General features: G+C 64.2%; 22 protein-coding genes and 2 tRNA genes. 9 read left to right on the top strand and 15 right to left on the bottom strand.

Annotated elements, in window-relative coordinates:
- Window positions 1–65: 65 nt before the first annotated feature.
- On the bottom strand, window positions 66–821 hold the full coding sequence (locus ABFX19_RS08090; RefSeq protein ID WP_346028003.1) for a phosphoglyceromutase: 756 nt from the start codon (window positions 819–821) through the stop codon (window positions 66–68).
- A gap of 155 nt (window positions 822–976) precedes the next feature.
- Between ABFX19_RS08090 and ABFX19_RS08085 the strand changes: the two genes are divergently transcribed.
- Window positions 977–1,699, top strand: coding sequence for a class I SAM-dependent methyltransferase (locus ABFX19_RS08085; RefSeq protein WP_346028057.1), 723 nt, complete (start codon window positions 977–979; stop codon window positions 1,697–1,699).
- A 14-nt stretch (window positions 1,700–1,713) separates the two neighbouring features.
- Here ABFX19_RS08085 and ABFX19_RS08080 read toward each other — a convergent pair whose 3' ends face one another.
- Together ABFX19_RS08080 and ABFX19_RS08075 are read right to left on the bottom strand one after the other, a co-directional pair.
- Complete coding sequence (locus ABFX19_RS08080) at window positions 1,714–2,034, bottom strand: DUF2516 family protein (protein ID WP_346028002.1); 321 nt, start codon at window positions 2,032–2,034, stop codon at window positions 1,714–1,716.
- A gap of 9 nt (window positions 2,035–2,043) precedes the next feature.
- A complete protein-coding gene (locus ABFX19_RS08075; protein WP_346028001.1) occupies window positions 2,044–3,189 on the bottom strand; it encodes a trans-sulfuration enzyme family protein in 1,146 nt (381 codons plus the stop codon).
- Window positions 3,190–3,408: 219 nt separating this feature from the next.
- Here ABFX19_RS08075 and tmk point away from each other — a divergent pair, with 219 nt between their 5' ends.
- The 4 genes from tmk to ABFX19_RS08055 all read left to right on the top strand — a co-directional run bounded on the left by tmk (window position 3,409) and on the right by ABFX19_RS08055 (window position 6,880).
- A complete protein-coding gene (gene tmk, locus ABFX19_RS08070; protein WP_277358061.1) occupies window positions 3,409–4,023 on the top strand; it encodes a dTMP kinase in 615 nt (204 codons plus the stop codon).
- Window positions 4,020–5,183 carry a DNA polymerase III subunit delta' gene (locus ABFX19_RS08065; protein ID WP_346028000.1) on the top strand — a complete coding sequence of 388 codons (1,164 nt, stop codon included), beginning with the start codon at window positions 4,020–4,022 and terminating at the stop codon, window positions 5,181–5,183. Before tmk ends, ABFX19_RS08065 begins: the two co-directional genes overlap by 4 nt.
- Window positions 5,180–6,727 carry an alpha/beta hydrolase gene (locus tag ABFX19_RS08060; RefSeq protein WP_346027999.1) on the top strand — a complete coding sequence of 516 codons (1,548 nt, stop codon included), beginning with the start codon at window positions 5,180–5,182 and terminating at the stop codon, window positions 6,725–6,727. Before ABFX19_RS08065 ends, ABFX19_RS08060 begins: the two co-directional genes overlap by 4 nt.
- Before the next feature lie 80 nt (window positions 6,728–6,807).
- Window positions 6,808–6,880: transfer RNA gene (locus ABFX19_RS08055), tRNA-Thr, on the top strand.
- A 53-nt stretch (window positions 6,881–6,933) separates the two neighbouring features.
- Here ABFX19_RS08055 and ABFX19_RS08050 read toward each other — a convergent pair.
- The 10 genes from ABFX19_RS08050 to ABFX19_RS08005 form a co-directional block, all read right to left on the bottom strand.
- On the bottom strand, window positions 6,934–8,163 hold the full coding sequence (locus ABFX19_RS08050) for an MFS transporter (protein ID WP_428831015.1): 1,230 nt from the start codon (window positions 8,161–8,163) through the stop codon (window positions 6,934–6,936).
- A 41-nt stretch (window positions 8,164–8,204) separates the two neighbouring features.
- A complete protein-coding gene (locus tag ABFX19_RS08045) occupies window positions 8,205–8,759 on the bottom strand; it encodes a TetR/AcrR family transcriptional regulator (RefSeq protein WP_346027998.1) in 555 nt (184 codons plus the stop codon).
- A 4-nt stretch (window positions 8,760–8,763) separates the two neighbouring features.
- A complete protein-coding gene (locus ABFX19_RS08040) occupies window positions 8,764–9,342 on the bottom strand; it encodes a sugar O-acetyltransferase (RefSeq protein ID WP_346027997.1) in 579 nt (192 codons plus the stop codon).
- Between the two features lie 68 nt (window positions 9,343–9,410).
- Complete coding sequence (locus ABFX19_RS08035; protein ID WP_346027996.1) at window positions 9,411–10,457, bottom strand: lactonase family protein; 1,047 nt, start codon at window positions 10,455–10,457, stop codon at window positions 9,411–9,413.
- 129 nt (window positions 10,458–10,586) lie between these two features.
- Entirely contained in the window at window positions 10,587–11,426 is an 840-nt protein-coding gene (locus ABFX19_RS08030) for an aldo/keto reductase (RefSeq protein WP_346027995.1), read from the bottom strand.
- Window positions 11,427–11,513: 87 nt separating this feature from the next.
- Window positions 11,514–11,972, bottom strand: coding sequence for a hypothetical protein (locus ABFX19_RS08025; RefSeq protein ID WP_346027994.1), 459 nt, complete (start codon window positions 11,970–11,972; stop codon window positions 11,514–11,516).
- A 6-nt stretch (window positions 11,973–11,978) separates the two neighbouring features.
- Entirely contained in the window at window positions 11,979–12,617 is a 639-nt protein-coding gene (locus ABFX19_RS08020; protein WP_277358033.1) for a bacterial proteasome activator family protein, read from the bottom strand.
- Between the two features lie 38 nt (window positions 12,618–12,655).
- Window positions 12,656–12,910 (bottom strand): hypothetical protein, encoded by a 255-nt coding sequence (locus ABFX19_RS08015; protein WP_277358034.1) that lies wholly within the window; start codon window positions 12,908–12,910, stop codon window positions 12,656–12,658.
- Between the two features lie 105 nt (window positions 12,911–13,015).
- The gene (locus tag ABFX19_RS08010; RefSeq protein ID WP_056546324.1) at window positions 13,016–13,255 is read right to left on the bottom strand and encodes a hypothetical protein; all 240 of its coding nucleotides are present in this window, start codon (window positions 13,253–13,255) and stop codon (window positions 13,016–13,018) included.
- Between the two features lie 121 nt (window positions 13,256–13,376).
- A complete protein-coding gene (locus ABFX19_RS08005; RefSeq protein ID WP_346027993.1) occupies window positions 13,377–14,348 on the bottom strand; it encodes an NAD(P)H-quinone oxidoreductase in 972 nt (323 codons plus the stop codon).
- A 77-nt stretch (window positions 14,349–14,425) separates the two neighbouring features.
- Between ABFX19_RS08005 and ABFX19_RS08000 the strand changes: the two genes are divergently transcribed.
- From ABFX19_RS08000 to ABFX19_RS07990, 3 genes are all read left to right on the top strand, one after another.
- Window positions 14,426–14,513 (top strand) — tRNA-Ser (locus tag ABFX19_RS08000).
- A 136-nt stretch (window positions 14,514–14,649) separates the two neighbouring features.
- A complete protein-coding gene (locus tag ABFX19_RS07995; protein ID WP_346027992.1) occupies window positions 14,650–15,168 on the top strand; it encodes a septum formation family protein in 519 nt (172 codons plus the stop codon).
- Window positions 15,169–15,486: 318 nt separating this feature from the next.
- The gene (locus tag ABFX19_RS07990) at window positions 15,487–19,962 is read left to right on the top strand and encodes an ExeM/NucH family extracellular endonuclease (RefSeq protein ID WP_346027991.1); all 4,476 of its coding nucleotides are present in this window, start codon (window positions 15,487–15,489) and stop codon (window positions 19,960–19,962) included.
- A 121-nt stretch (window positions 19,963–20,083) separates the two neighbouring features.
- On the opposite strand, the gene ABFX19_RS07985 is transcribed toward ABFX19_RS07990, so the two are convergent.
- Entirely contained in the window at window positions 20,084–22,000 is a 1,917-nt protein-coding gene (locus ABFX19_RS07985) for an FAD/NAD(P)-binding protein (protein WP_346027990.1), read from the bottom strand.
- Between the two features lie 60 nt (window positions 22,001–22,060).
- Window positions 22,061–24,418 carry an ATP-binding cassette domain-containing protein gene (locus ABFX19_RS07980; RefSeq protein WP_346027989.1) on the bottom strand — a complete coding sequence of 786 codons (2,358 nt, stop codon included), beginning with the start codon at window positions 24,416–24,418 and terminating at the stop codon, window positions 22,061–22,063.
- A gap of 91 nt (window positions 24,419–24,509) precedes the next feature.
- On the opposite strand from ABFX19_RS07980, the gene ABFX19_RS07975 reads away from it, so the two are divergent.
- Window positions 24,510–26,600: a prolyl oligopeptidase family serine peptidase gene (locus ABFX19_RS07975; protein WP_346027988.1), complete on the top strand. Its 2,091-nt coding sequence runs from the start codon at window positions 24,510–24,512 to the stop codon at window positions 26,598–26,600.
- The last annotated feature ends 27 nt before the right edge of the window (window positions 26,601–26,627 follow it).

Raw genomic sequence — 26,627 nt, 5'->3', positions numbered from 1 at the left:
CGGCGGCCCGCTTCCTTTGCGAGGCGGGCCGCCGTCGTGGGTGGGTGCTGGGCGTCGCTCGGCTGCTAGTGCTTGGCCTTGCCCTGGTTGGCGACAGCTTCAATTGCGGCAGCGGCGGCGTCGGCGTCGAGGTAGGTACCACCGGCCTTGACGGGCTTGAGGTCCTCATCCAGTTCATAGACCAGCGGGATGCCGGTGGGGATGTTGAGGGAGGCGATGTCCTCATCACTGATGCCGTCGAGGTGCTTGACGAGGGCACGGAGGGAATTGCCGTGGGCGGCGATAAGGACGGTCTTGCCGGCCTTGATGTCAACACTGATGTCCGATTCCCAGTACGGCAGGAACCGCTCGAGGACGTCCTTTAGGCACTCGGTGCGCGGAAGATCATCGCCGAGGTCCGCGTAACGGGGGTCATTGGCCTGGGAGTACTCGCTCGAATCGTCGAGCGGCGGCGGCGGCGTGTCATAGGAGCGGCGCCACTCCATGAACTGCTCCTCGCCGAACTCGGCGAGGGTCTGGGCCTTGTCCTTGCCCTGCAGGGCACCGTAGTGGCGCTCATTGAGGCGCCAGTTGCGCTTGACGTCGATCCAGGTGCGGTCAGCCGCCTCCAGCGCGAGGTTGGCGGTGATGGTGGCCCGCTTCTGGCGCGAGGTGTACACGATGTCCGGCAGGAGGTCATGCTCCACCAGGAGCTCGCCGCCGCGGACGGCCTCCTTGCGGCCCAGTTCCGTCAGCGCCACGTCCACCCAGCCCGTGAAAAGGTTCTTTTCATTCCACTCGCTCTGGCCATGGCGCAGCAGGATCAGTTTGTAAGAAGTCATGGATCCAGTCTGCCGTATTTGGCCAGCTGGGGCACATGATGTGCTGCGGCAAGCGGTTTCATTACCCGTAACCTTGAACGGTGCCGATACGACAGCCCGCGAAGCCCGTTGGGGCGATCACACGCGGCACAACCAACCCGAACCGCCTTCGGCGCATGGACCGCTGGCTGGCCGGCCCGCAGGCGTGGCGCATCCGGACAGCGGAGGATCCGCTCGTGGTTGACCTCGGTTACGGCGCGACGCCGGTCACGGCTGTTGAACTCTTCACCCGCCTGCGTACGGTGAGGGATGACGTTCAGGTGGTCGGTGTGGAGATCGATCCCGGGCGCGTCCGCGCTGCGCTTCCGCTTGAGCGGCCGGGTTTGAGCTTTGTCCAGGGCGGGTTCGAGTTGCCGTTGCAGGGCCGGCGTCCCGTGGTTGTCCGAGCGTTCAACGTGTTGCGCCAGTACGGCGAGGATGAGTACCTGGCGCATTGGGACCGGGTACGGAGCCGGCTGTCGGAGAACGGGCTCTTTATCGACGGGACCTGCGATGAAATTGGGCGCCGGTCCACCTGGGCGGCGATCAGCGTGGACGGCCCGTCGTCGCTGAGCATCTCGCTGCGGTTCGGCGGGTTCGGGGTGCCCTCGGATGTGGCTGAGCGTCTGCCCAAGGCCCTGATCCACCGGAACGTTCCCGGTGAACGCGTGTTCGACTACCTGCAGGCGCTCGACCGCGCGTGGCTCGACGCGGCGCCCATGGGCTCCTTCGGAAACCGGCAGCGCTGGCTGGGGATGTGCTCGGCGATGTCCGACGCCGGATGGCCGCTTCTCGACGGCCCGTCACGGTGGCGTCTGGGCGAGATTACTGTTGCCTGGGACGCGGTTGCTCCTCGGTGAAATGAGGGCTGGGCCTACCAGGGGCCGTACGGCCCGCTTCCCTGGACCTCGCTCACCGCAGGCTTCACGTCAGCGAGGTACACGCAGGCGGCAATAATCGCAACGAGCTGCAGAAGTCCGAACAGGCCGAAACCGCCGAAGTACGCGGTGAGCGCCCCGATCGCTGCAGAGCCCGCAGTCAGGCCGAGCCAGAAACTCTTGGTGCGCTTGAACGTGGCCTCGAAGGAGGCGGGCTGGCGCCGGGCACAATCGACGAGGGCCCACAGTTCAATGGCGAGCGCGAGGTAGCCGAGAACACGAAAGAGCCACAACTCGGTCAGCAGCACAATTTCCACGGATTCAGCCTACCGGGTATTCGCCGCTGAGGAGAGTGCCGCATTCAGGTCCGACCAGAGATCTTCAACGTTCTCAATGCCGACGGACAGCCGGACCAGCGCCTCAGGCACCGTTGTAGGCTCACCGGGCTGGCGCCGTCGTCGTTCAACCAGCGATTCAACGCCGCCCAGCGAGGTGGCGGGCAGCCACAGGCGGACCGCTTCGACCAGCGCGTCAGCGGCTTCTCTGCTGCCAAGTTCGATACTGATGATGCCGCCGTAGCCCTTGAGCTGTGCTGTGGCGCGCTCGTGGCCGGGATCGTTGGGCAGCCCCGGATAGCGAACCCGTTGGACGGCGGCATGCTGCTCGAGTCTGACGGCCAGTTCCAGCGCATTGGCCTGGCTGCGTTCCATCCGGAGCGCGAGTGTGCGTAGACCGCGGAGGGCCAGCCACACCTCGAACGGCCCCGCGATGGCACCGTGAAGTGTCCGGTAGGAGGTCAGCTGGGAGCGCAGCTCAGGATCGGAGGTAACCAGCGCGCCGAGGACGACGTCGGAATGGCCGGCCAGATACTTGGTGACGGAGTGAAGGACGACGTCCGCACCGTAGTCCAGCGGCCGGCACACCAGCGGGGTGTTGAAGGTGTTGTCAACGACGACGGCGGCACCGGCTGCGTGGGCAGCGTCCGTCAGCACCGCGGTTTCAGCGACCTCGAGCATCGGGTTGGTGGGACTTTCGAGCCACAGCATGTCAGCGCCGTCGAGCTGTGACAGGACCTGCTCGGTGTCAGCAATGTCGACCTGCCTGACCGAGAGGCGGCCGCGCGCTTCCTCTGCGAGCGCGAGCGAAACCGATCCACCATACGCGTGGCGGGGAATGACCACTACTCCCCCGGTGGGCACGAGCGAGAGCGCTGCGGCTGCGGCACCGAGTCCGGAGGCGAAGGCGAGCGCCGGAAGCGCGGCACCTTCCAGCTGCCCGAGGGCTTCCTCGAAGGGATCCCAGGTGGGGTTGGACATGCGCGCGTAGATGCGGTCGGACCCGGTGGGCGGTGCGGTTTCGTGGAAGGTCGATGACAGCACAATGGGCGGGTTGACCGGGGAATCGTGCTCACGGGGCGGGCGGCCTGCGGCCACAGTGAGGGTATCCGGGGCAAGGTCCGCGTGCTGGGTCATTGGATCAGGTTAAGTTGCCGAATGATGCGGGCGGTAATCCAGCGCCGCGGATGACGCGCGCGCTGAAGATAGCCGGTTGAAACTATCAACTCTGAGTTGGCAGTTGCCCGGCACGGCCGGTGGATCGATTCTATGTGTTCTCCACAGGCTGCGCGGGCTGTAGGGCTGAGTCGGTAGGCTGATCCAGTGACATCCCAGACTTCCCGCCCTACCCGCGGCATGTTCATTGCCTTCGAGGGCGGAGACAGCGCCGGCAAGTCCACGCAGGCCGCGCGCCTGGCGGAGTCTCTTCAGGCCGACGGCCAAACGGTGGTGCGCACCCGCGAGCCCGGTGGTACTGAAATCGGTGAGAAGCTGCGTTCCCTGGTGCTTGATCACGGGCACGGGCACATCGACGCGCGGACGGAAGCACTGATCTTCGCCGCTTCGCGTGCCGCCCACGTGCATCAGGTGATCCTGCCCGCTCTGGAGCGCGGCGACGTCGTCATCTGTGACAGATACATCGACTCCTCCGTTGCCTACCAGGGCGTGGGACGGGGCCTCGGGGCGGAGAGCGTGCTGGAGATCAACCTTTGGGCGGTGGAGGGGCTCGGGCCGGATCTGACGGTACTGCTCGATGTTGACCACGTGGAAGGCCGCAGCCGCCGAACCTCCACAGCGGCGCAGGAAGACCGCATGGAATCGGAGCCGGACTCCTTCCACGAGCAGATCCGGGCGGCTTTCCGCGACCAGGCGGCGTTGAATCCGGAGGCGTATCTGGTGCTGAACGCGTCGGATCCCGTTGATGTGCTGGCAGCAACGATCGTGGGCGCCGTACGGGAGCATCTGGCATGAGCGTCTGGACGTTCCTGACCGGTCAGGCTGCCGCCGTTGAACAACTGCGCCGCGCCGCGGCCGCTGAGCAGCCGAACCACGCCTGGCTGTTCACCGGACCTCCCGGCTCCGGACGCTCCAACGCCGCACGGGCTTTCGCCGCCGCTCTGCTCTGCGACCGCCCGCTGCTGGAGGAACGCGGTTGCGGGGAGTGCAAGGCCTGCACGACGGCGTTGGCCGGCTCGCATGCCGACGTCACCAATGTGACCACCGAGAAAGTCACCATCAGCATCGATGAAGCCCGCGAGCTGGTGCGGAAGGCGCAGGACAAGCCGTCAACGGGCCGCTGGCGCGTCATCATCGTCGAGGATGCGGACCGCATGCAGGAGCGCAGCACAAACGTCCTTTTGAAGGCCATCGAGGAACCGCCCCCGCGCACGATCTGGCTTTTGTGCGCACCAAGTCCCGGAGACGTGCTGGTGACCATTCGCTCTCGCTGCCGCTCGGTCAGCCTGCGCGTTCCGCCCGTTGACGCTGTCACGGACCTGCTGGTGCGGCGTGACGGGATTGATCCGATCATCGCCGAGGCTGCGGCCCGCGCTGCCCAGAGCCACATTGGAGTGGCGAAGCGCCTTGCCACGGACAGCGATGCCCGCGAGCGGCGCAACCAGATAGTGCGGCTACCCCTCAACCTGCGCAACATTGCCGGCGCCATGAGGGCGGCTGCGGATCTCGTGAAGCTCGCTGAAGCCGAGGCGCAGAGCTCCTTCGAGCAACGCGACGCCGAGGAGAAGGCCGCGCTGCTGGTCTCCCTCGGTGCGCCCGAGTCCGGCACTCTCCCGCCCGCCATCCGTGCGCAGGTCAAGCGGCTGGAGGACGATCAGAACCGGCGGGCCAAGCGCTCCAAGAACGACTACTTCGACCGCGCGCTGACCGATCTCACCTCGTTCTACCGTGACGTCCTCATGCTGCAGCTCGGCACCTCCGGATACCTGGTCAACGAGCCGTTGCGGCCCGAGCTTGAGCGCTATGCCGAACACGGCACGCCGGAAGAGACCCTCAAGCGCATCGACGCCATCAACAAAGTGCGCACGCGGATCGTTGGAACAAATGTTGCCCCCCTGCTGGCCATCGAAGCGATGGCCGTCAGCCTGCTCCCAGAGAAGGAACTTTCCGCGTGACCCACTCCCAAACCGCGCGCCGCTCACCGCTGCGTGCGCTGGCAGGTGCTGCCGCCGTCGTCGTTGCTCTGGTGCTTTCCGGGTGCACTGCGGGCCCCGAGACCGGCGCGACGACGGCACCGGCGGAGGTGATCGGTGAAGTTCCGGAAGACCTCCGGGAGTTCTACTCGCAGGAGGTTGTCTGGGAGGAGTGCGAGGAGGATCTCGCCTGTGCCACAGTCGAGGTTCCGCTTGATTACAGCGATCCGGGACGGGAATCGCTCGAGATCGCGGCTATCCGGCTGGATGCGTCAGGGGATGCGCAGGGCTCTCTCCTGGTCAATCCGGGAGGGCCGGGAGCTTCCGGCTATAACCTGGTCCGCGACTCCGCTGAGTTCATCCTCAGCGATCGGCTGCGCCAGTCCTACGACGTGATTGGGTTTGACCCCCGCGGGGTCAACCGGTCTTCTGCAGTGAAATGCCTGACGGATGAGGAACGCGACGAGGCCCGAACCGAGACGATTCCGGCGGACGCCACCGATGCGGAGGCACTCGAGATCCTCGAAGCGGACTCAGCGGAGTACGCCGAACTGTGCGCCGAGCGCACCGGTGAGTTGCTGGGCTACATCGACACCGTCAGCGCCGCGAAGGACATGGACATCCTGCGGGCCCTTGTCGGTGAGGAACAGCTCGACTATCTCGGGTTTTCCTACGGCACCCAGCTAGGCGCTGCGTACGCAGAGCTGTTCCCCGACAATGTCGGGCGATTTGTGCTCGATGGCGCCGTAGACCCTTCCCTGAGCTCGGCGGAGATCACAGCCGGGCAGGTCGCGGCGTTCGATGAGGCGCTGCGCAGTTACGTCGCAGACTGCCAATCGCAGAGCGAGTGCCCGCTTCCCGGTGATGTTGACGAGGGTGTGGCTATTGTGGATGCGTTGTTCGAGTCCGTTGAGGAGAGCCCCATGACGGCTGCCGACGGGCGGCTGGTCACCATCGGGACGTTCTTCCAGGGCTTTGTGCTTCCGCTGTATGACAGCGCCAGCTGGCCCGCGCTGACCGCCGCGATCGATCAGGCGCTGCAGGGTGACCCCACGGAATTCCTCCGCTTCGCTGACCTCGGCGCAGAGCGGGAGCCCGACGGCGATTACCTCACCAACGCGTCCGCGGCCTTCACCGCGGTGACGTGCCTCGACTATCCAATGCCGGCTGACCCAGCGGTCATGGAGGAACAGGCGGAAGCGCTCGAAGCCTCATCCGCGGTTTTCGGTGAGTACCTGAGCTACGGCGCGCTCGCCTGCAAGGAGTGGGCGCACGAACCGGTGCTCGAGCCCTCCCCCGCCAGCGCACCGGACGCGCCGCCGATGCTCGTGATTGGAACCACCGGAGATCCAGCGACACCCTACGAGTGGTCGCTGGCCCTCGCGGACCAACTGGAGTCCGCCGTGCATGTGACCTGGGAGGGGCAGGGGCATACCGCCTACGGCCGCTCCGGCGAATGCATCGAGTCCCTCGTGGATGATTTCCTGATCGACGGCACCGTTCCGGACGACGGCGTTCGCTGCTGATTTTGACCGGTGAGCTTATGCTCTTATACAGTTATTCCTTGTGGAATGAGCCTTTGCAATAGCGAAGTTCACCCGCATCAGCCTCCTTAGCTCAGTCGGTAGAGCGTCTCACTCGTAATGAGAAGGTCGCCAGTTCGACTCTGGCAGGAGGCTCTTTTTGTGCCCTCATTCTGCGGCAGCCTCCACGAATAGTCTGGACCGGAGGGTCATGACCGGTGCGGCTCCGCGCGCTCCGCGGACAGCACCCCGGCCAGAAGGATGACCAGCAGCCCTGCGAACGGCACCACCAGGAGTCCTATACGCAGGCTCAGCGAGTCAGCGATCAGGCCGACGACGGGCGGTGAGACCAGGAAGCCCACCCGCATGAGCCAGCTGATCACGGTCAGACCGGTTCCGGGCCGCAGCCCGCGCAGTTCATCGGCGCCGTGCATAGCGGCGGGAACCAGCGTGGCAACACCAAAGCCCGCGAGGCCGAACCCGATGATCGTTCCGGCGACGGATGGGAAGGCAAGGGCGGCTCCCATACCGAGGAACACAATCACGCCGCCCGCCCGGGCAACAGCGCGTTGCCCAAAGCGGTCCACGAGCCCGTCGCCCAGCAGTCGCCCGATGAACTGTGCGCCCACCATCGCCACAAAACCGAGGGCAGCGATGCTGACGCTGGCGTCCAACTGCCCCGAGAGGTAGACCGCCGCCCATGTACTGCCGGCATCCTCGACCAGCGTCCCGCCAACCGCGATGAGCACCAGCGCAGCAAGTGTGAGGTATGGGCCGGTCCGCCGCGTCTTAGGCGCGCCCCCGTGGACATCGGGTCCCGGAGACACCACCGTCCGCTCGGCAGGCTCCGGACCTGCCAGAAGGAACCGGTAGGCAGTCAACACGGCGGCAACGCAGAGTGCGCCGGTGACTGAGAGATGGATTCCGCGCGGTACATCGAGTGCAACCGCCAACCCTCCCATCAGCCCACCGGCAACAGCTCCGATCGACCAGACGGCATGGAAGGAGTTGAGGATGGACCGGCCGTACAACCGCTGGACCCGCAAACCATGTGAGTTTTGAGCTACGTCGGTCACCGCATCCATTGCACCGGCAAAAAACAGCGCACCCGCCAGGGCAATCCAGGTCGGTGAAACACCGGCGATCAATACCCCAACCGCAACGAACAGCGTCCCGGCCACCGCCACCCTGGAGGAACGAAACCGGCGGATTAGGGTTGCCGCGGCCAACCCTGCAATCAGGGCGCCCAGCGGAAACGATGCGATTGCCAGCCCGTACTCCGCGTTACCGAGGCCAAGGTCCCGCTTGATCTCCGGATAGCGCGGCAGGAGGTTGGCGAAGATGGCGCCGTTGGTGAAGAACAGCACAGCCACTGCGATCCGTGCGTTTCGCGCGTCCCGCGGAACGGCTACGCGCTGCTCGGTGGTCATTGAACTCATGATCGTCCTTCTTCGAAATGGTTCTGGTGATCGGGGCGCGTTCAGCGCGCGGGCACATCAGTGAGGAAGCGGCGAATTGCCCGTTCGGTGCCTGTCCGGGAGCGGGGCTGCTGGTCGAGGCTCACGTGAATGAACAACCCTTCAATGAGCGCATCCACTTCGAATGCCGCGGTTGCATCCATGTGCCGCTCAAGGACGGCGCGGCTCTGCCCCATCCAGTCGTGGGTGATCCGCCGGAAGTCCGGCTTTCGCGCAGCCAGCGTGTACAGCTCGAGGGTGAGGACCACATCTTCGGGACTCTCGCTGAGGCCGTGATGCACAAGATCGGCAATCGCAGCCACCAGTTGGTCGGTGCCGGACACAGCTGCCAAGCGGTCAGCAAAACGCCGGGCGATGCGCTTGGCGTAGCGCGTGAACGCCTCGCGGAGCAGCTCATCCATGTCTGCGAAGTGGTACGTCATGGATCCGAGCGGTACATCGGCATGCTTGGCCACCTTGCGGTGCGTGGTTCCAGCCAACCCATGTTCGGCGATGGTTGCCAATGCGCTGTCGATGATCCGGTCCCGCCGGTCCGGATCATGCCGTCGCTGGTTCATGGGGTTAGACCGTCCGGATCACGCGGGCAGGATTCCCCACGGCGACGACGTTCGCCGGAACATCCTTCGTGACGACGGCGCCGGCACCAATGACGCTGTTCTCACCGATCGTGACTCCCAGCAGCACGATAGCGCCGCCACCGAGCCAGACATTGTCCCCGATAGTGATGGGAAGCGCCGCTTCGAGCTTGTCGCGCCGAGGCTGCGGCTCGACCGGATGCGTGGGAGTCAGCAGCTGGACGCTGGGGCCGATCTGGCAGTCCCGGCCGATGACAATGGGAGCGACGTCAAGCGCGGTGAAGTTGCAGTTGATGAAGGTCCCGGCACCGATGGTGATGTACGTGCCATAGTCCACGGCAAGCGGCGGCCGGATGTGTGCACCTTCGCCAAGCTGACCAATAAGGGATTCAAGGATCGGCCGGGCGGAGTCCACATCCTGGGCGTACGCCTCGTTGTAGTCGTGGGCCAGCTTGACTGCCCTTTGGTGGCCGGCAGCGAGGTCGGGATCGTCGGCGATGTACAGATCACCGGCGAGCATCCGCTCCTTGTTCGTTCTGGAATCACCCTTGAAATAGTTCTGCATGTGTACAAGCGTACATACTATCTGGACGCTCGTACACATCGGTGTCGGCCGCGGGTCCAAGCAAGCGCTCAATCGGCGGGAATAACGCAAGCCGGCACCGGCAACGCAAGGGAATACACCTGCTCAACGTGACCAACGCCGTCCACGCGCAGCACATCGAGCGTTGACGAGTACTGGTTCGCCGCCACAATGAAGTCCGCGCCATCATCACTGGTGGGTACCACCGCGAAATGCCGCGGCCATGCGCCGCCGATCGGTGAGTCCGACAGATGCCTGAGCGTTTGCCCGTCCTCCACCGCAAACACGGCCAGGACATCGGGCCCTCTGGTTGCTGCGTACAGCAGGTTCCGTGTGGCCGGGGAAACTCCGACATCGATGTGCGAGGGCTGGCTCGGCTGCCCGGAGGGCACCGGCGTTGCAAGCGCGGCCACGCTCGAGAGGATCGATCCACTCCCGTCAGAGGCCAGGACATGCATGCGGGAGTCCAGTTCTCCGACAACGACGACGGCGCCGCCCGGCAGCGCTGCCTGGTGCCGTGGGCCTGTGGCCGGCGGCAGCACGGCCGCAAGGCCGTCCGGCCCGGACACAGTGAATCGACGGATCTCATCAGTTCCGAGGTCACTTACCCAGACGGACCCGTTGCCGGTGTCATGAACAAAGTGGGCGTGCGGCCCTTCCTGCCGTTCACTGTTGGGTCCCGAACCGGAGTTCCGGTACACGGCAGGCATTCCCGTCGGCTCGCCGTCGTCGTTCAGGTCCAGGCGGCTGACCACGCCATCACCGTAGTTGGCAACCCACAGTGCGTCGTTGAAGGCGAGGAGGTGACACGGGAACGAGCCACCGGTCGGCACTGTGGCTTGAAGTAACAGGTTTTCGCCCTGCACGCTGAACGCGCTCACTTGGCCCTGCTCTGTCTCCTGGACTGCATAAAGCATGTTTCCGGAAGGGTGGAGTGCGAGGAAAGATGGCGCCGTCGTCGTCGTAATGAGGTGATCGCCGCTCAGTGCGCCCCTGCGCCGGTCCAGGGTTACACGCCAGATGCCTTCACCGGATCCCGGCTCGGCGCCGTCGCTCGCGTAGGTCCCGATCAGAAGGTTCACAATGTCGCTGTCCATGGGCACTATTGTTCCCACAAAACGGTGCAGGCACTGCATGCGTTGAAAGCAACGCATGCAGTGCCTGCACTAGTTTGAATGACCTACCGCCGCGGCGATCGAGTCATTCGAGTCAACCGGGGGAAACGATCAGGCGAAGTCAGCCGTTGCGGGATTGGCGCCGATACGGCCGCTCTCACCCTTGTCGAGGCCGTTGATTGCCTCAATGTCCTCTTCGCTCAGCGAGACCTCGAGCGCACCCCAGTTTTCGATGATGCGCGACTCCGTCACCGACTTCGGGATGACAACGAGCCCGAGTGCGAGGTGCCACGCAATCACAACCTGCGCCGGAGTGGCGCCCAACTTTTCTGCGATACCGGCGAGCACCGGATCCTCAAGCAGGCCCTTGCCGGAACCGAGCGGGGACCAGGACTCGTGGAGGATTCCCTTGTCCGCCTCGAAGGCGCGCAGTTCGGCCTGGTTCAGGTACGGGTGGGTCTCGACCTGGTTGATTGCCGGCACGACGCCGGTTGCGTCAATGACTTCCTGCAGTGCTTCGACCGTGAAGTTGGAGACACCGATTGAATGGACGCGGCCGCGCTTCTGCAGTTCAACGAGCGCCTTCCACGTGTCCACATACTTGCCCTGCTTCGGCTGGAGCCAATGGATCAGGTAGAGGTCGAGTGTTTCGAGGCCCAGCCGCTGCATGGACTCCTCGAATGCCTGGAGGGTGCTCTCATACCCCTGATCGGCGTTCCACAGCTTGGTGGTGATGAACAGTTCCTCGGGGCTGAGACCCGAGGCTTCAATCGCGCGGCCTACGCCTGCTTCATTGCCGTAGATCTTCGCGGTGTCGATGTGCCGGTAGCCGGCCTTGAAAGCTCGTCCGACGACGTCCTCTGCCGTTGCGTCATCGACCTGCCACACGCCGTAACCCAACTGGGGAATGGTGCGGCCGTCGTTGAACGTCAGGTTTGGTGAGGTACTCATATATCCCTTTCGAAGAATGTTGCTCTTGTCGAATGGTGCCAACCTTCACTCGACGGCAAGTATTCCGACAGATTGCTATTGACGTAGCTATTGGCCGGGTTCTGACAATAAGCGTTCAGCTTCGATGACGTCCTCAGCGACTACTTCCGCCCGGCGCCGGACGTTCTCCAGTCCGGCCGACGCGACACCCCACCGTTCGCCGTCCAGGCGGGCCATCGCGGCCGCCTCCGCTGTGGTGGCCAAGGCGTTGCCCGCGCGGGACAGCGCACGGTGTACCTGGAGAAGGGCCCCGGGGATGTCCAGCCCCTCGCTCGGATGCTGAGCCTGCGCGGTGACGCAGCACTCGCGCACGCGCGGCAGCAATTGGGCAAGCTGATTGGCGAAACCCGCCAACTCGTTATAGACGGCGTCATCCTCAACGCCCTCAAGAATCTGGTGGTACCGGTCAAGCCCGCGCCGAAAGCGGTCATGCGCGCGCCGCCACACTCCCGTACCAAGCTCCGCGTCATCCTTGCGGCCCTGTCGGGCCGCCGCAAAAAGTGCCACGCGCGTCTAGAGGTACTGGCCCGGACCGTGAGTGTCCGGCATCTGGGGGGAACCGGGCCGCACTCCGGGAGCGCGTTTCGGTTCACCGTCATCGCCGACCACCACGCCCGGAGCAAGAACGGTGCCGGGCGGCAGTTGCTTCAACTGCAGTTGCGCGGCCAGCTGCTGATTGGCCATCTGCTGAGCGGCAAGCGCGGTTTGGATACCGTGGAAGAGACCCTCCAGCCATCCGACCAGCTGTGCCTGTGCAACGCGCAGTTCGGCATCGGTCGGAACAGAGTCTTCCGTGAACGGAAGGTTGATCCGCTGCAGTTCCTCGACCAGTTCCGGTGCGAGTCCGTCCTCAAGCTCACGCACGGACCGCTCATGGATTTCGGCCAGTCGGCTGCGCCCGGCGTCATCCAGGGGAGCGCTGCGCACCTCCTCGAGCAACTGCTTGAGCATGGTACCGATGCGCATGACCTTGGCGGGCTCGTCCACCAGTTCAGTCAGTTTGGTGCCCTGCGCCTTCTCACTGCGGGAGCCGCCGTCGTCGTTCTGTTCCGGAAGACCACGCCCCGCGTCCAGTTCTCCGGACAGGACCGGGCTCTCTTTCGACGCATGCTCGGGAGTGCCGTTGTGGTGCTCGGGCTGCTGTTCGGTCATAGCAACATGCTCTCATGCGGCGCGTATGCCGAAGCGTTTCAGTCGGCCTCGTCCCGGTGCGCAAGCTCCTCCTCGCGGCCCTCCTTGTACTCGCCCCCGGGGCTCACCCCTGGAACACGCTGGCCTGCGTTGAGCTGCCCGGAGGTGAAGTGACTTTCGGAGAATTCGGGGCCGCCGTCATTTTCATCGGAGGGAGTGTTGACGTCTTCACGCAAGTGCTCGTCCTCGGATTCAGCGCCGGGTCCGGATGCGCCGATGTCTTCACGAAGGTGTTCAGGAAGGTTCTCAGTCATCACCCCAGCAAACCACGCGCAGTTCGCGGGCGCTAGGGAGTTTTGCGCAGATCAGGCGTGTTCGCCCCCGGTCAAACCCGCCTGATCTGCACTATATTTCGGCGTTCAGTGTGTCGGGTCGTCCCGGCCGTCACGGGAGTTGGATCCCTCGCTGAGGCTGGAGTGCGTGTCCGTCCGTGGGTCAGGCCCGTCATTGGCGGTGTCGTGCGGATTATTCTTCACGCCGTCGTTCACCTGGTCGGCGAGGTTCTCTGCCCAACTCTCGGCGGCACGCTCCAGACCGGACTCCTCGTCCTTGCCGTGCGTTGCGCCGTCCGGCTTGCCGTCTGCCCTGTGCTTGGCCATGGTTCCTCCTTGGAGTTCAGGTGAAAGCAAGCTTGTCACACCGCCCGGAATCCACAAAGCAGCCTTAGTGCCCCCGTCTGCGCTCGGCATCGAATTCGCCGCTCACGCCAAATGAGCGGTTCTAAAGCGTCAGAAGTACTTTTCCAGTGTGCTGCCCGGAGTCGAAATACTCATGCGCCTGAACCACTTCTGCGAGCGGAAAGGTGCGGTCAACGGGCACGGAAATGGACCCGTTAGAGATGAGCGGCCAGACGTTCTCGCGTACCCCGGCCATAATGGACGCCTTCTCCTCCACAGGCCGCGAGCGCAGCGTGGTTCCCGTCACGGACGCGCGCTTTCCCATGAGCGAGCCGAGGTTGATCTCGGCTTTTGCACCGCCCTGCAGTCCGATGACCACAAGGCGGCCTCCTATCGCCAGGGCCTCAACGTTGCGGCCGAGGTATTTTGCGCCAACAACATCGAGAATCACGTCAGCACCGCGCCCATCGGTAGCTGCGTCCACCTCGGCAACGAAATCCTGCTCCCGGTAATTTACGCAGACCTCTGCACCCAGTGACCGGGCGAAATCGAGCTTGTCGGCCGTTCCGGCGGTCACGATCGTACGGGCACCCAGGGCGCGTGCAAGCTGGATAGCCATAGTCCCGATACCCCCGGAAGCACCGTGAATGAGAAGGGTTTCGCCGTTGCGCAGACCCGCAACCAGGACAAGGTTGGAGTAGACCGTCGCAGCCACTTCGGGTAGCGCGGCGGCGGCCACGAGATCCACGCCTGCGGGCACGGGCAATACCTGCCCGGCGGACACTGCCACCTGTTCGGCATAACCGCCGCCCGCAAGGAGCGCGACGACGGCGTCGCCCGGCTGGAACCCCGACTCCCCCGGGTCAGCGATCCTTCCGGAAACCTCAAGGCCCGGATACTCGGAGGCACCGGGAGGCGGCGGGTACACACCCAACCGCTGCTGCACATCCGCGCGGTTCAATCCGGCTGCGACGACGTCGATGAGCACCTCACCGGCCTGGCGACCGGGCGGCGCCACATCGGCCACCTGAAGAACGTCCGGTTCACCGAACCCGCGAAGCACTACTGCTTTCATGATTTCCCTTTCCGGACCTCACCCTGCTGCCTGGAGTTTTGTGCAGCCTGTTCTGCATGAAACACTATTCCCCGTATGGAAGGTTGTCCGAGCGGCCGAAGGAGCTGGTCTTGAAAACCAGTGGACGGTAACCCCGTCTCAAGGGTTCGAATCCCTTACCTTCCGCATCGAGCTGAGCCGTGCTCACCAGTTGCACCCCGTCCTGATGGACAGGGTGCAACTGGTTTAAGGTCCTTCCGGGCGCTTCGAATCCCATCGGGTAGGCTCCGGAAGTGCCAAGTCTCACTTCAAGGAGCCTTCAATGACGACTGCCGCTCTCCGGCGATTTCTCCTGCCTGCTGCCCTGATAGCGGCAGCAGCAGTGACCGGCTGCACCGCCGGGAACGACGACGGCGCCTCACCTTCCGAACTCACCTCGGCAGCGAGTAGCGAAGCAGCGGAGGCGCAGAAGGCCTCGAGCGTCACGGCGAACGACCTGCAAGAGGGTCAGTGCGTGACCGATTCCGGCACCGCAGCGGAGCCGGACATTCAGGTAATCCCCTGCGACGAACCTCACGCGTTCGAAGTATTCGCGACAACCGAGCTGGATGAAGGCGTTTACCCCGGGCTCGGGGAAGCGGACGCTCAGGCGCAGGAGTTCTGCCGCGGTGAATTCGCTGCGTTCGTCGGCGTGGAGTATGACGCGTCTGCCCTGGAACTCCAGTACTTCTACCCGGTCGAGTCGGAATGGACTGACGAAGGCGGCCGCTCGGTGATTTGCCTCGTCGGCAGTGCCGGCGGTGAGCCCTCAACGGGAACACTCCGCGACTCCAGCCAGTAGTTCCCAACAGCAAGTACTCGTGCTTGAATGTGCAAGGCGCCTGATGTGGTCTACATCACTACGAAGTGGTGAATATTAGGACGCCGACGTCCGGCACCACCGGGCCGACGATGGGAAACGCGTTGATGGTCTCAACCCGGCTGCTCTGTTCTCCGCGAGGTAACCACCCGTTCATTGCGGCGTGCTTGGCTTGCCGCGACCGGAATGTCACCGGCAGATCCTATTGTCACTTTCGTGGCCAGTTCCGCCGAGGCTCACTGCCGAAGCAGGCATCACTCGCGGCCGTAATCCGGCCAAAAGCAAGGAGAAACAGGACGAATGAAAAATTCGTGGAGGGGCGCGCTGTGCTCAGCGCTTTCGGTCGGGCTCATTGCCTCACCGATGGCGTTCTCGCCAGCCAGCGCAGAGGAAACCGTCGACGCCCAAGCGGGCGCCGGCGTCGTTATCAATGAGGCGTACGTCAACGGGGGCAGTGCCAACGCACCGTTCACGCACAAGTTCGTAGAACTGATCAACACCACCGATGCGCCGGTGAGCCTGGACGGCTGGTCGCTCCAGTACCGTTCAGCGACGGGGGTAGTTGCTCCGACCGGCGTTGCGCCGCTGAAGGGAAGCATCCCGGCAAACGGAAACTTCCTCATCCAGGCGTCCAGCAACGGCTCTGTTGGCGCAGCACTTCCGGCGGCTGATGTGACCAGCTCGCTGAATATCAGCGGGAGCAGCGGGACCATCGTCCTGTCCGATCAAGCTACTGCTGTCAGCAACCTGCCTGTCGGCTCTGTTGTGGCCGCGCCCGGCGTCGTTGACCTGTTGGGATACGGAGAGTCCAACACCTTCGAGGCCGCAGGCGAAGAAGGCCCCGGCGGCACCCGCAACCCGCTGTCGATGAACCGCGCAGGCGGAGTTGACACCGACAACAATCTGACAGACTTCACCGTTTCCGAAACCGTCACTCCCACCAATGCCGCTGGTGAGACGGCCGGAAGCGAACCCGAGCCAGAACCGGAACCGCCCACGCCGGGCGAAGTGATCCCCATCGATCAGATCCAGGGCACGGGTGGAGCAACGCCGTATGGAGGGCAGGTTGTCACCACCCGCGGCGTAGTAACTGCCACTTACCCCACCGGCGGATTTGATGGCTACTACATCCAGACCCCCGGGACCGGCGGTGACCTCGGTGCGGATCATGCCGCCTCTGACGGCATCTTCATCTACTCGACCGCCACGGTTGCTGACGTTGCTGTTGGTGACCTCGTGGAGGTCACCGGCACCGCTGGAGAATACTTCGGCCTCTCACAGATCACCGTCCTGGCCGGCGGAATGACCAAGCCCGGGGAGCCCGCGGAGGCTGTGAAGACCGCCTCTATCGCGTACCCCGCGGATGATGTCGCGCGCGAAGCACTCGAGGGAATGCTCGTGCAGCCGACCAACGACTTCACGGTCTCGGACAACTACTCACTGAACCAGTATGGGGAAATCACTCTTGCCGTCGGGGACAGTCCCCTGGTGCAGCCCACGGAAATCGCTCCGCCGGGAACGGCCGAGAATGCTGCTGTCTCCGCTGACAACGCTGCCCGCCGGGTCAAGCTCGACGACGGCGCCACCACCAATTTCCTCAGCAGCGCCAACATGGACCAGCCGTTGCCCTACCTCACACCGGAGCAGCCGGTGCGGGTCAACTCATCGGCAACTTTCACCTCGCCAGTGGTCTTCGATTTCCGCAACAGCTCCTGGAAGTTCCAGCCGCTGACCGCTCTCACTGCTGTGAACTCCGCCGAAGTTCAGCCCGTCGTGTTCGAGGGCTCACGTCCTGACGCACCGGAGAACGTTGGCGGCAACGTCAAAATTGCGTCCTTCAACGTGCTGAACTACTTCACCACCACAGGTGACCAGCTCAGCGGGTGCACGTACTACGAGGACCGCGACGGCAATCCCGTCACCGTCCGCGGCGGCTGTGATGCCCGCGGCGCTGCGAATGCAGAGAACCTGGAGCGCCAGGAAGCGAAGATCGTTGCGGCGATCAACGGGCTGGACGCGGACGTGGTCTCCCTCGAGGAGATTGAGAACTCGGCCAAGTTCGGCAAGGACCGGGACGCCGCCCTTGCCACGCTGACTGCCGCGCTCAATGAGGCTGCCCCCGGTGTGTGGGACTACGTCCGTTCACCGGACGCTTTGCCCGCCATCGAGAACGAGGACGTCATCAGGACCGCGTTCATCTACAAGAAGGCGGTTGTGGAGCCCGTTGGCCAGTCCGTCATCCTCGATGACAACGTCGCCTTCTCAAATGCCCGCAAGCCCCTGGCGCAGTCCTTCAACATTGTCGGCGGTGATGACTCCACCAGGTTCCTCGCCATCGCAAACCACTTCAAGTCCAAGGGATCAGGCAGCGGCGAAAACGCAGACCAGGGTGACGGACAGGGCGCGTCCAATGCCGACCGCGTTGAGCAGGCAACCGCTCTCGTCGCCTTCGCTGAACAGCTGAAGACTGAAGCGGGCACAGACAAGGTCTTCCTTGCCGGTGACTTCAACTCCTACTCGGCTGAGGATCCCATGCAGGTCCTGTACGAGGCCGGCTACATCAACCAGGGCGCCAAGACTGATGGATACTCCTACGTCTTCTCCGGACTCGTTGGTTCCCTTGACCACATCCTCGCCTCCCCCGCAGCAGACGCGGCGGTATCCGGCGTGGACGTATGGAACATCAACGCGGTGGAATCCGTAGCGCTTGAGTACAGCCGCTACAACTACAACGCCACCGACTTCTACGCGCCGAACCAGTTCCGGGCGAGTGACCACGATCCGGTGATAGTCGGTCTGAACCTGGCACCGGCGGACACCACGACCGAGCTCAACCTCATGGGCATCAATGACTTCCATGGGCGTATCGACTCGAACACCGTGAAGTTCGCTGGAACCATCGAGGAACTGCGCGCCCAGTACGGCGAGGAGAACTCGCTGTTCCTCTCCGCCGGAGACAACATCGGAGCATCACTCTTCGCCTCCTCGGTTGCACAGGACCAACCAACCATCGACGTCCTCAACGCTCTGGATCTTCGCGCTTCGGCTGTCGGTAACCACGAGTTCGACGGCGGTTTTGCGGACCTGGCCGGTCGTGTGGCCGACGCCGCGGAGTTCCCGTACCTGGGCGCCAACGTGTACCAGAAGGGAACCACCACGCCTGCCCTGCAGGAGTACGAAATTGTGAACGTGGGCGGTATTGATGTTGCCATCATCGGTGCCGTCACCCAGGAAACACCTTCGCTGGTGAGCCCTGACGGAGTCGCCGCTCTCGACTTCGGCGATCCCGTCGAGGCCGTAAACCGCGTGGCGCAGCAGATCGAGGACCAGGGTCTGGCCGACATCATCATTGCCGAGTATCACGAGGGAGCCGGAGACGGCGCCGTCGAGGGTTCCACCATCGAGGCAGAGGTGGCCGCGGGGGGCGCGTTCGCTGACATCGTCACCGGCACCTCGCCGCTCGTCGACGCCATCTACACCGGCCACACGCACAAGCAGTACGCGTGGGATGCACCTGTACCCGGCGCGGAGGGCGAAACCCGTCCGATCATCCAGACCGGCTCCTACGGCGAGTTCATCGGCCACATCACCCTCACCGTGGATAACGCTACCGGCGAGGTCAAGTCGTATACGGCGCAGAATGTTGCACGCACGGCCACTGACCCGGCTGCGCTGGTAGCAACCTATCCGAGGGTCGCCGAGGTCAAGACGATTGTTGACGCGGCGCTCGCCGAAGCAGCAGTCATCGGCAACCAGCCCGTTGGATCCGTGACAGCGGACATCACTACAGCCTTCGTCAACGGCAAGCGTGATGACCGGACGTCCGAGTCAACGCTCGGCAACCTGATCGCTGACTCACTGCGGGACTCGCTCTCATCCGCTGAACGCGGCGGAGCCGAGATCGGTGTCATCAACCCCGGCGGCATGCGGAACGAGCTCTACTACGGTGAGGACGGCGTCATCACCTACGCCGAAGCGAATGCGGTACTGCCGTTCCTCAACAATCTGTGGACGGTCACCCTGACCGGTGAGCAGTTCATCACGATGCTGGAGCAGCAGTGGCAGCCGGAAGGCTCCTCCCGGTCCTTCCTGGCGCTCGGGCTGTCGGACAACGTGTCCTACACCTACAACCCGGATCTTGCAGCCGGCTCCCGCATCACGTCGGTCACGATTGACGGCGCACCGCTAGACCCGGCTGCAGAGTACCGGATCGGCACCTTCAGTTTCCTGGCGCAGGGCGGCGATAACTTCACCGTCTTCCAGCAGGGAACCGACGTCCGTGACTCGGGACTTGTAGACCGCGACGCCTGGATCAGCTACATCGAGCAGAACAGCCCACTGTCCCCGAGCTTCGACCGTCGCTCAGTGATCGTGAAGAATGCACCGGCCACCGTCACGGCTGGTGACACTGTCACCTTCGACGTTGCAAAGCTGAACCTCACGTCGCTAGGCAGCCCGATCAACACCAGCGTGTCGGCGAGCTTCGTCGACGCCGCCGGCAAGGTCACCCAGCTGGGCACCACGCCCGTCACGGACGGCGCGGCGCAGGTCACGGTCACCGTTCCGGCAGCAGCACCGGGAGCGGGGAGAATTGTTCTGGTGGCCAAGGAATCCGGCACGACGGTGACCCTTCCGGTCACCATCGAAGCGGTTGCCGGCGCAGAGTGCGTCGCCCCGGTCAAGCCGGAGCGCGGTCCTGGCGCCGGGCACCCGAACAGCTACGGCAAGGCCATGGCCGAGTACCGCAAGTGCCTTGCGGATGCCCGTCGCGGCTAGATTTCGTCGCGACTACTAAGGCCTTGGTGAACTAATGAAGAAGCGCTCCTCCGTCCAGCGGAGGAGCGCTTCTTCGTTCAGCGCCATGTTGTCGGAAAGCTCACGTCAATAGCGGCACCCGTCAGGCAAGGATTGCGCGCGCGATGTCGTCGGCGTCCCGCAGCGTACGGCTGCCGGCATCGAGGGAGGCGCCGGCTTCCGCGGCGATCGCCGTCCCCCACTGCACGGAACTCAGCTGCAGGCCGAGGACATAGAGGTTCTCCTGTGCCAGACCATTGGCGCCGATTGCCCGGTACGGCGGCTTGCTGACATCGATTCCGGGAGACACTTCAGGCACGCCATCTTCCGACATCATGGTGCGTGCCCGGACCAGGCCGTCCTCCAATAGCCGGCGAAGCAGGACCGACCGGTTCTGTGCCACACGGTTAGCCGGCATCATCGCCTCAACGAGGACACCGGCGTCGTACTTTCTGCCCTCCACCCAGGGTGAGGAAACAGTGAACCGGCCAAGGGCGGCATCCAGCTCGAACCGCGGCGCAGGGCCCGCAAAACGGACGATGCCCGCGCGAGCCAGCGCTGCCAGTTGCTCGATACGCAGGGCCGGCGGCCCGCTGGCAAGGCCCTCGACGAGGGGCTCGAACCATCCGCGCAGTTCCGCAGTCCATGACGCCTCGGTGAGACCGCCGTCGGCCACGATCCCCTTGATGACGGACCGGCCGGCGTTCATGGCTCCGATCGCCATTTTCAATGGGTCATTCTCGCCGCGGTCGGAACCGGCGGCGTCCTCTTCCAGATAGTCGAGCACGGCACGGTTGTACTCCTCCTCAGAGGCAAACCGTTGCCGCCAGAAGGGCCGGGCGAGCGCTTCCAGATTCAACCGGTCAGCCGGAGCCACCGTTCCATCGAGGAGCTCCTCCAGCCGTCGGCGCCAGACATGATCGGCGGCATCCAGCACCTCCTGAAGCGAGGGAAGAAAAGTATCTGGCAAACCTGCTGTGCGCGCCAGCGTCCCGTAGTAAGCCCAGACAGCGTCCCGGTGCAGCAGCGGCCACAGGTCGTGATCGAAGCCGGGCTGGATTCCCTCAGCCGCGAAGCTGGATGCGCGGGTAGGTGTGCAGTAGCGGAGCTGGATGCTGCGCGGCACATAGCTGTCCAGCTTTGCCTTGGCACGGTAAGGGGTGCCGCGACGCGACGCGGCGACTACCAGCGGCTCACGGCCTGAAGGATGGTAATCCAACGCCCGCCCTGCCGGCAGACCACTGGATACGAAGCTTCCACCCCTGCCCTCGGTGAGGTGGGTGATGATGTCGAAAAAGTTAAGGCCGAGCCCGCGCACCAGCACGGGTTTGCGCGCCGGCAACCGGTTCCAATCCGCGTCTGCGGGTACGTTCGGCGGCCAGTACTGCAGGCCGAGCCGGGCCGCGCCGTCGCGCAGCGCTTCCTGTTCCGGATTGAGTTGAGCGGGCAGATGGCCCAACGCAAGCACGACGGCATCACTGACTACCGTGCCGCCCTCACTCAGCCTTACCCGGAAACCCGCAGTCAGCGGCTTCACGTGTTGCGCCTCTGACCGGTGGACCACTACCTCGAAGCCGTCCCCAAGGGCCGCGGTCAGCGAGCTGTAGATCCATTCCAGGTAGCGGCCGTAGAGGGCGCGGCTGGGGAAATCAGCGGAGGTGAGCGACTGGAGTTCCTTCCGGTCATCGTCACTGAGACGATCGTCCGGAGAGTCCGCCATCAGCTGGCGCCAGTCGTCGAAGGACAGCGGAACAAGCGATGGCGCCCGTTCCGCAGCAGCCTCACCCACCGGCACCACCGTGGGAAACAGCGCCGGGGTGTTCATCAGGAAATGCCGTGACTGATCGGTACGCCACACATGGCCCGGCCCTGGCTCGTAGGGCTCGATCAGGTGGACCGCGATGCGCGTCCGGTTGGCTTTGGGCAGGGCCGCCCAGTTGGCTGCCAGACGTTCGAGTACGGAGGTACCACGCGGACCGGCGCCAATGATGGCTACCGTCACCGTCCGCGTTGTTTTCATCCGTCTAGATTATCGGCCGCGCAGCATCCGCCGGTTCAACCGGATGTCCGGCGCATCCGGTCAGCTTCGTCCCACATAGGCGGCCAAGTGCTGGCCCGTGAGGGTGGAACCTCCGCCAGCCACCAGTTCTGCCGGCGTTCCCTCGAAAACGATCCTGCCGCCGTCGTGCCCGGCACCGGGACCAAGATCGATGATCCAGTCAGCGTGCGCCATCACTGCCTGATGGTGCTCGATGACCAGAACCGACTTCCCGGAGTCGACGAGGCGGTCCAGCAAACCGAGCAGCTGCTCGACGTCGGCCAGGTGCAGACCGGTGGTCGGCTCATCGAGAACGTAGATGTCTCCCTTTTCGCCCATCTGGCTGGCCAGCTTCAGGCGTTGCCGCTCACCGCCGGAGAGCGTGGTGAGAGGTTGGCCGAGGCTGAGGTAACCAAGACCGACGTCGGCCAACCGGTCGAGGACCTTGTGCGCCGCCGGGGTGCGGGCATCACCCTCACCGAAGAACGCGGTGGCATCCGACACGGGCATCGCAAGTACCTCGGCAATGTTCATTCCACCCAGGGTGTACTCCAGCACAGATGCCTGAAACCGCTTGCCCTCACAGTCCTCGCACGTGGATTCCATGGTGGCCATGACCCCAAGTTCGGTGTAGATAACGCCGGCGCCGTTGCAGGTGGGGCACGCGCCTTCCGAGTTGGAGCTGAACAGCGCGGGCTTGACCCCGTTCGCTTTGGCGAACGCCTTGCGGATGGGCTCAAGCAGGCCGGTGTACGTGGCGGGATTGCTTCTCCGCGATCCTCGGATGGCTCCCTGGTCGATGACCACGACGCCGTCCCGCTTGGCCACCGAGCCGTGGATCAGTGAGCTTTTGCCTGATCCGGCCACGCCGGTGACAACACACAGCACACCGAGCGGAATGTCGACGTCCACGTTCTGCAGGTTGTGCGTCGACGCTCCCCTGACCTCCAGCGCCTTCGCCGCCGGACGGACAGTGTCTTTGAGCCTGGCCCGGTCGTCGAGGTGGCGACCGGTGATGGTGTCGGATTTTCGCAGTCCCTCAACGGTTCCCTCGAAGCAGAGGGTCCCGCCCTTCGTGCCTGCTCCGGGTCCCAGGTCGATGACGTGGTCGCCGATCGTGATGGTCTCCGGCTTGTGTTCAACGACGAGCACCGTGTTCCCTTTGTCCCGCAGCTGAAGCAGGAGCCGGTTCATCCGTTCGATGTCGTGCGGATGGAGACCGATGCTGGGCTCGTCGAAAACGTAGGTGACGTCGGTGAGTGAGGAACCGAGGTGGCGGATCATCTTGGTCCGCTGCGCTTCGCCGCCGGAAAGCGTGCCAGCGGGCCGGTCGAGCGAGAGGTAGCCCAGGCCGATGTCGGCGAAAGAATCGAGAAGGTGCTGCAGCCCCTTGAGGAGCGGCGCCACGGTGGGTTCTTTGAGATCGCGCAGCCAGTCGGCCAGGTCGCTGATCTGCATCGCGCAGAGCTCGGCGATGTTCTTGCCGTTGATTTTCGAGGAGAGCGCCTCCTTGGTGAGACGTGTCCCTTTGCATTCCGGGCAGGTCTGGAACGTCACTGCGCGTTCGACGAACCGGCGCACGTGCGGCTGCATCGCCTCAGGGTCCTTGGAGAGCATCGACTTCTGGATCTTCGGGATGATGCCCTCATAGGTGAGGTTGATTCCTTCGACCTTGATCTTGGTGGGCTCCGCGTACAGCATGGTGTCGAGCTGTTTCGCTGTGAATTTGGCGATCGGCTTGTCCATCGGCAATCCCATGCCCTCGAACAACCTGCCGTACCAGCCGTCCATCGAGTACCCGGGAACTGTCAGCGCGCCGTCGGCGAGCGTCTTCGCGTCGTCATACAGGGCCGTTCGATCGATGTCATTGACGTTGCCCATCCCCTCGCACCGCGGGCACATCCCACCCAGGTAGACGGCCTGGCTGACAACACTCTTTTCCACCCGGCCGCCCTTGTCTGTCGACATGACGCCACTCGCCTTGCGGGTTGGAACGTTGAAGGAGTAAGCCGTGGGCGGACCGACGTATGGGGATCCGAGCCTGCTGTAGAGGATGCGCAGCATGGCGTTGGCATCGGTGGCCGTACCGACGGTTGAGCGCGGATTGGCGCCCATCCGCTCCTGATCAACGATGATCGCGGTGGTTACCCCCTCGAGCAGATCGACGTCGGGACGCGCAAGCGTGGGCATGAATCCCTGCACGAAGGCGCTATAGGTTTCGTTGATCATCCGCTGTGACTCCGCGGCGATCGTGGCGAAGACCAGTGAGCTTTTGCCGGATCCCGAGACCCCCGTGAAAACGGTCAGCCGCCGTTTGGGGATCTCGACGCTGATGTCCTTCAGGTTGTTTTCCCGCGCACCCTGCACGCGGATCAGGTCATGGGTGTCGGCAATGTGCATGGCTCTATCCAATCAGGTAGGGCAAGCAATGGGCAGGCCCTGATTGATCAGGCAATGAGCACCCACGAGGCAGGTTGCCTAAGATAACGGTATGACGTCCACCGTGCCTGATCCCATCCCTACCAGCGACGACGAATTCCTCTGGCTTGAGGATATCTACGGCGAAGAACCCCTCCAGTGGGTGCGCGGCCAGAATGCAGAGACGGAGGATGTTCTGGTCAACGACGCCTTCCTCGCAGACGAACAGCGCCTTCTCGAGGTTCTTGACTCCACCGACCGGATTCCGATGGTCGTAAAGCGCGGTGAGCACTACTACAACTTCTGGCGGGACAAGGAACACCCGAAGGGGCTTTGGCGGCGGACCACCTGGGACAGCTACCTCACCGATGCGCCGGAGTGGGACACGCTTCTCGACGTCGATGAGCTGGCGACTGCCGACGGTCAGGAGTGGGTTTGGGGCGGCGCGATGTTCCTGCGTCCGGCTGACGGCGATCCCTACCGGCGGGCACTGATCGCCCTTTCACCCGACGGCGGGGACGCGCAGCGCTACCGTGAGTATGACCTCGCTGACCGCTCCTTTGTGAAGGGCGGCTTCGATATTCCGGTGGCAAAGAGCAGGATCAGTTGGGCCGGGCCGGATGCGCTGCATGTCGGCACGGACTTCGGGCCGGGATCTATGACCACGAGCTCCTACCCCCGCACTGTGCGCACCCATCGGCGTGGTGAACCGCTGGACGCTGCGCAGCTCTACTTCGAGATCCCTGAGAACTCGATGATGGCCGCAGTGGCCCATGATCAGACGCCGGGCTTCGAACGCGATATCGCCGCCCACATTATCGACTTCTACTCAAGCCGCACCTACCTGCGCCGCGAAGAGGAGTGGGTGCACATCGACGTCCCCGACGACGTCAATGTGTCGCTGCACCGCCAGTGGCTGCTGCTGCGGCCACGGACCGATTTCGAACTCGACGGCGTCACGTACCGCGGAGGCTCGCTTCAGGCGGCCCTTCTGGAGGACTTCCTCGCCGGGCGCCGCGGACTGACAACCGTCTTCGAGCCGGATGCGCACACTGCCCTGCAGTCCTGGAGCTGGACGAGGGACTACCTCCTGCTCAACCTGCTCAGGGATGTTTCTTCGGAAATCCGCGTGCTCAACCCTGCCGATTCGTGGACGGCCGAACTGCTGGATGCCTGCCCGCCCCTGCACTCGGTGGATGCGTATGCGGTCGATGACGAGGACGACGACGCCGGTAATGACTACTGGCTGGTTGCCACCGGCTTCCTCACTCCCACTACGGTGGTGCGCGGCACCATCGGTGGAGCGCACGCGGAAGTGAAGGAGTCGCCGTCGTACTTTGATGAGTCCTCCTTCACCGTCTCGCAGCACTTCGCGCAATCCAGTGACGGCACCCGGGTTCCCTACTTCCAGGTGGCGTCCAAGGACCTGGTGCTCGACGGCGGCAACCCTACGCTGCTCTCCGGCTACGGAGGATTCGAACATGCCATGACACCCGCGTACAGCGGAGTGACCGGGCGCGGCTGGCTGGAACGCCGGACCGAGGACGGCCGGTCCGGTGTGTACGTGCTGGCCAATATCCGGGGCGGCGGCGAGTATGGGCCCGCCTGGCACCAGGCGGCGCTGCACGCCAACCGGCACCGGGCCTACGAGGATTTCGCCGCGATCGCCCAGGATCTGGTGGACCGCGGAGTGACCCGGCCGGAGCTGCTCGGCTGCACGGGCAGGAGCAACGGCGGGTTGCTGGTGGGCAACATGCTCACCAAATACCCGCACCTCTTCGGCGCCATCTCGTGTGGTGTCCCCCTGCTGGACATGAAGCGGTACACCAAACTCTCCGCGGGCTACTCGTGGATTGCCGAGTACGGCGATCCGGACAAGCCGGAGCAGTGGGAGTACGTTCAGACGTTCTCGCCGTATCACCGGCTGCAGAAGGGGACGGCGTACCCGAAGACCCTGATCTGGACCGCTACGAGCGATGATCGGGTGGGCCCGGTGCAGGCACGGAAGATGGCCGCCCGGATGAAGGCGCTCGGGGTGAAGAACGTATGGTTCCACGAGGCGCTCGAGGGCGGGCATGCCGGAGCCTCCGATAACCGCCAGGCGGCGCGCATGCACGCCATGTCCCACGAGTTTGTGTGGAAAGCGCTGACGGGCAAGCTGTAGGGCCCGCGTTATTTTGCTCTTGCCCTG

It is taken from the genome of Arthrobacter parietis (assembly GCF_039530425.1).
GTDB classification, from domain to species: Bacteria; Actinomycetota; Actinomycetes; order Actinomycetales; family Micrococcaceae; genus Arthrobacter_D; species Arthrobacter_D parietis.
This window is presented reverse-complemented; position numbering and strand designations above follow the sequence as displayed.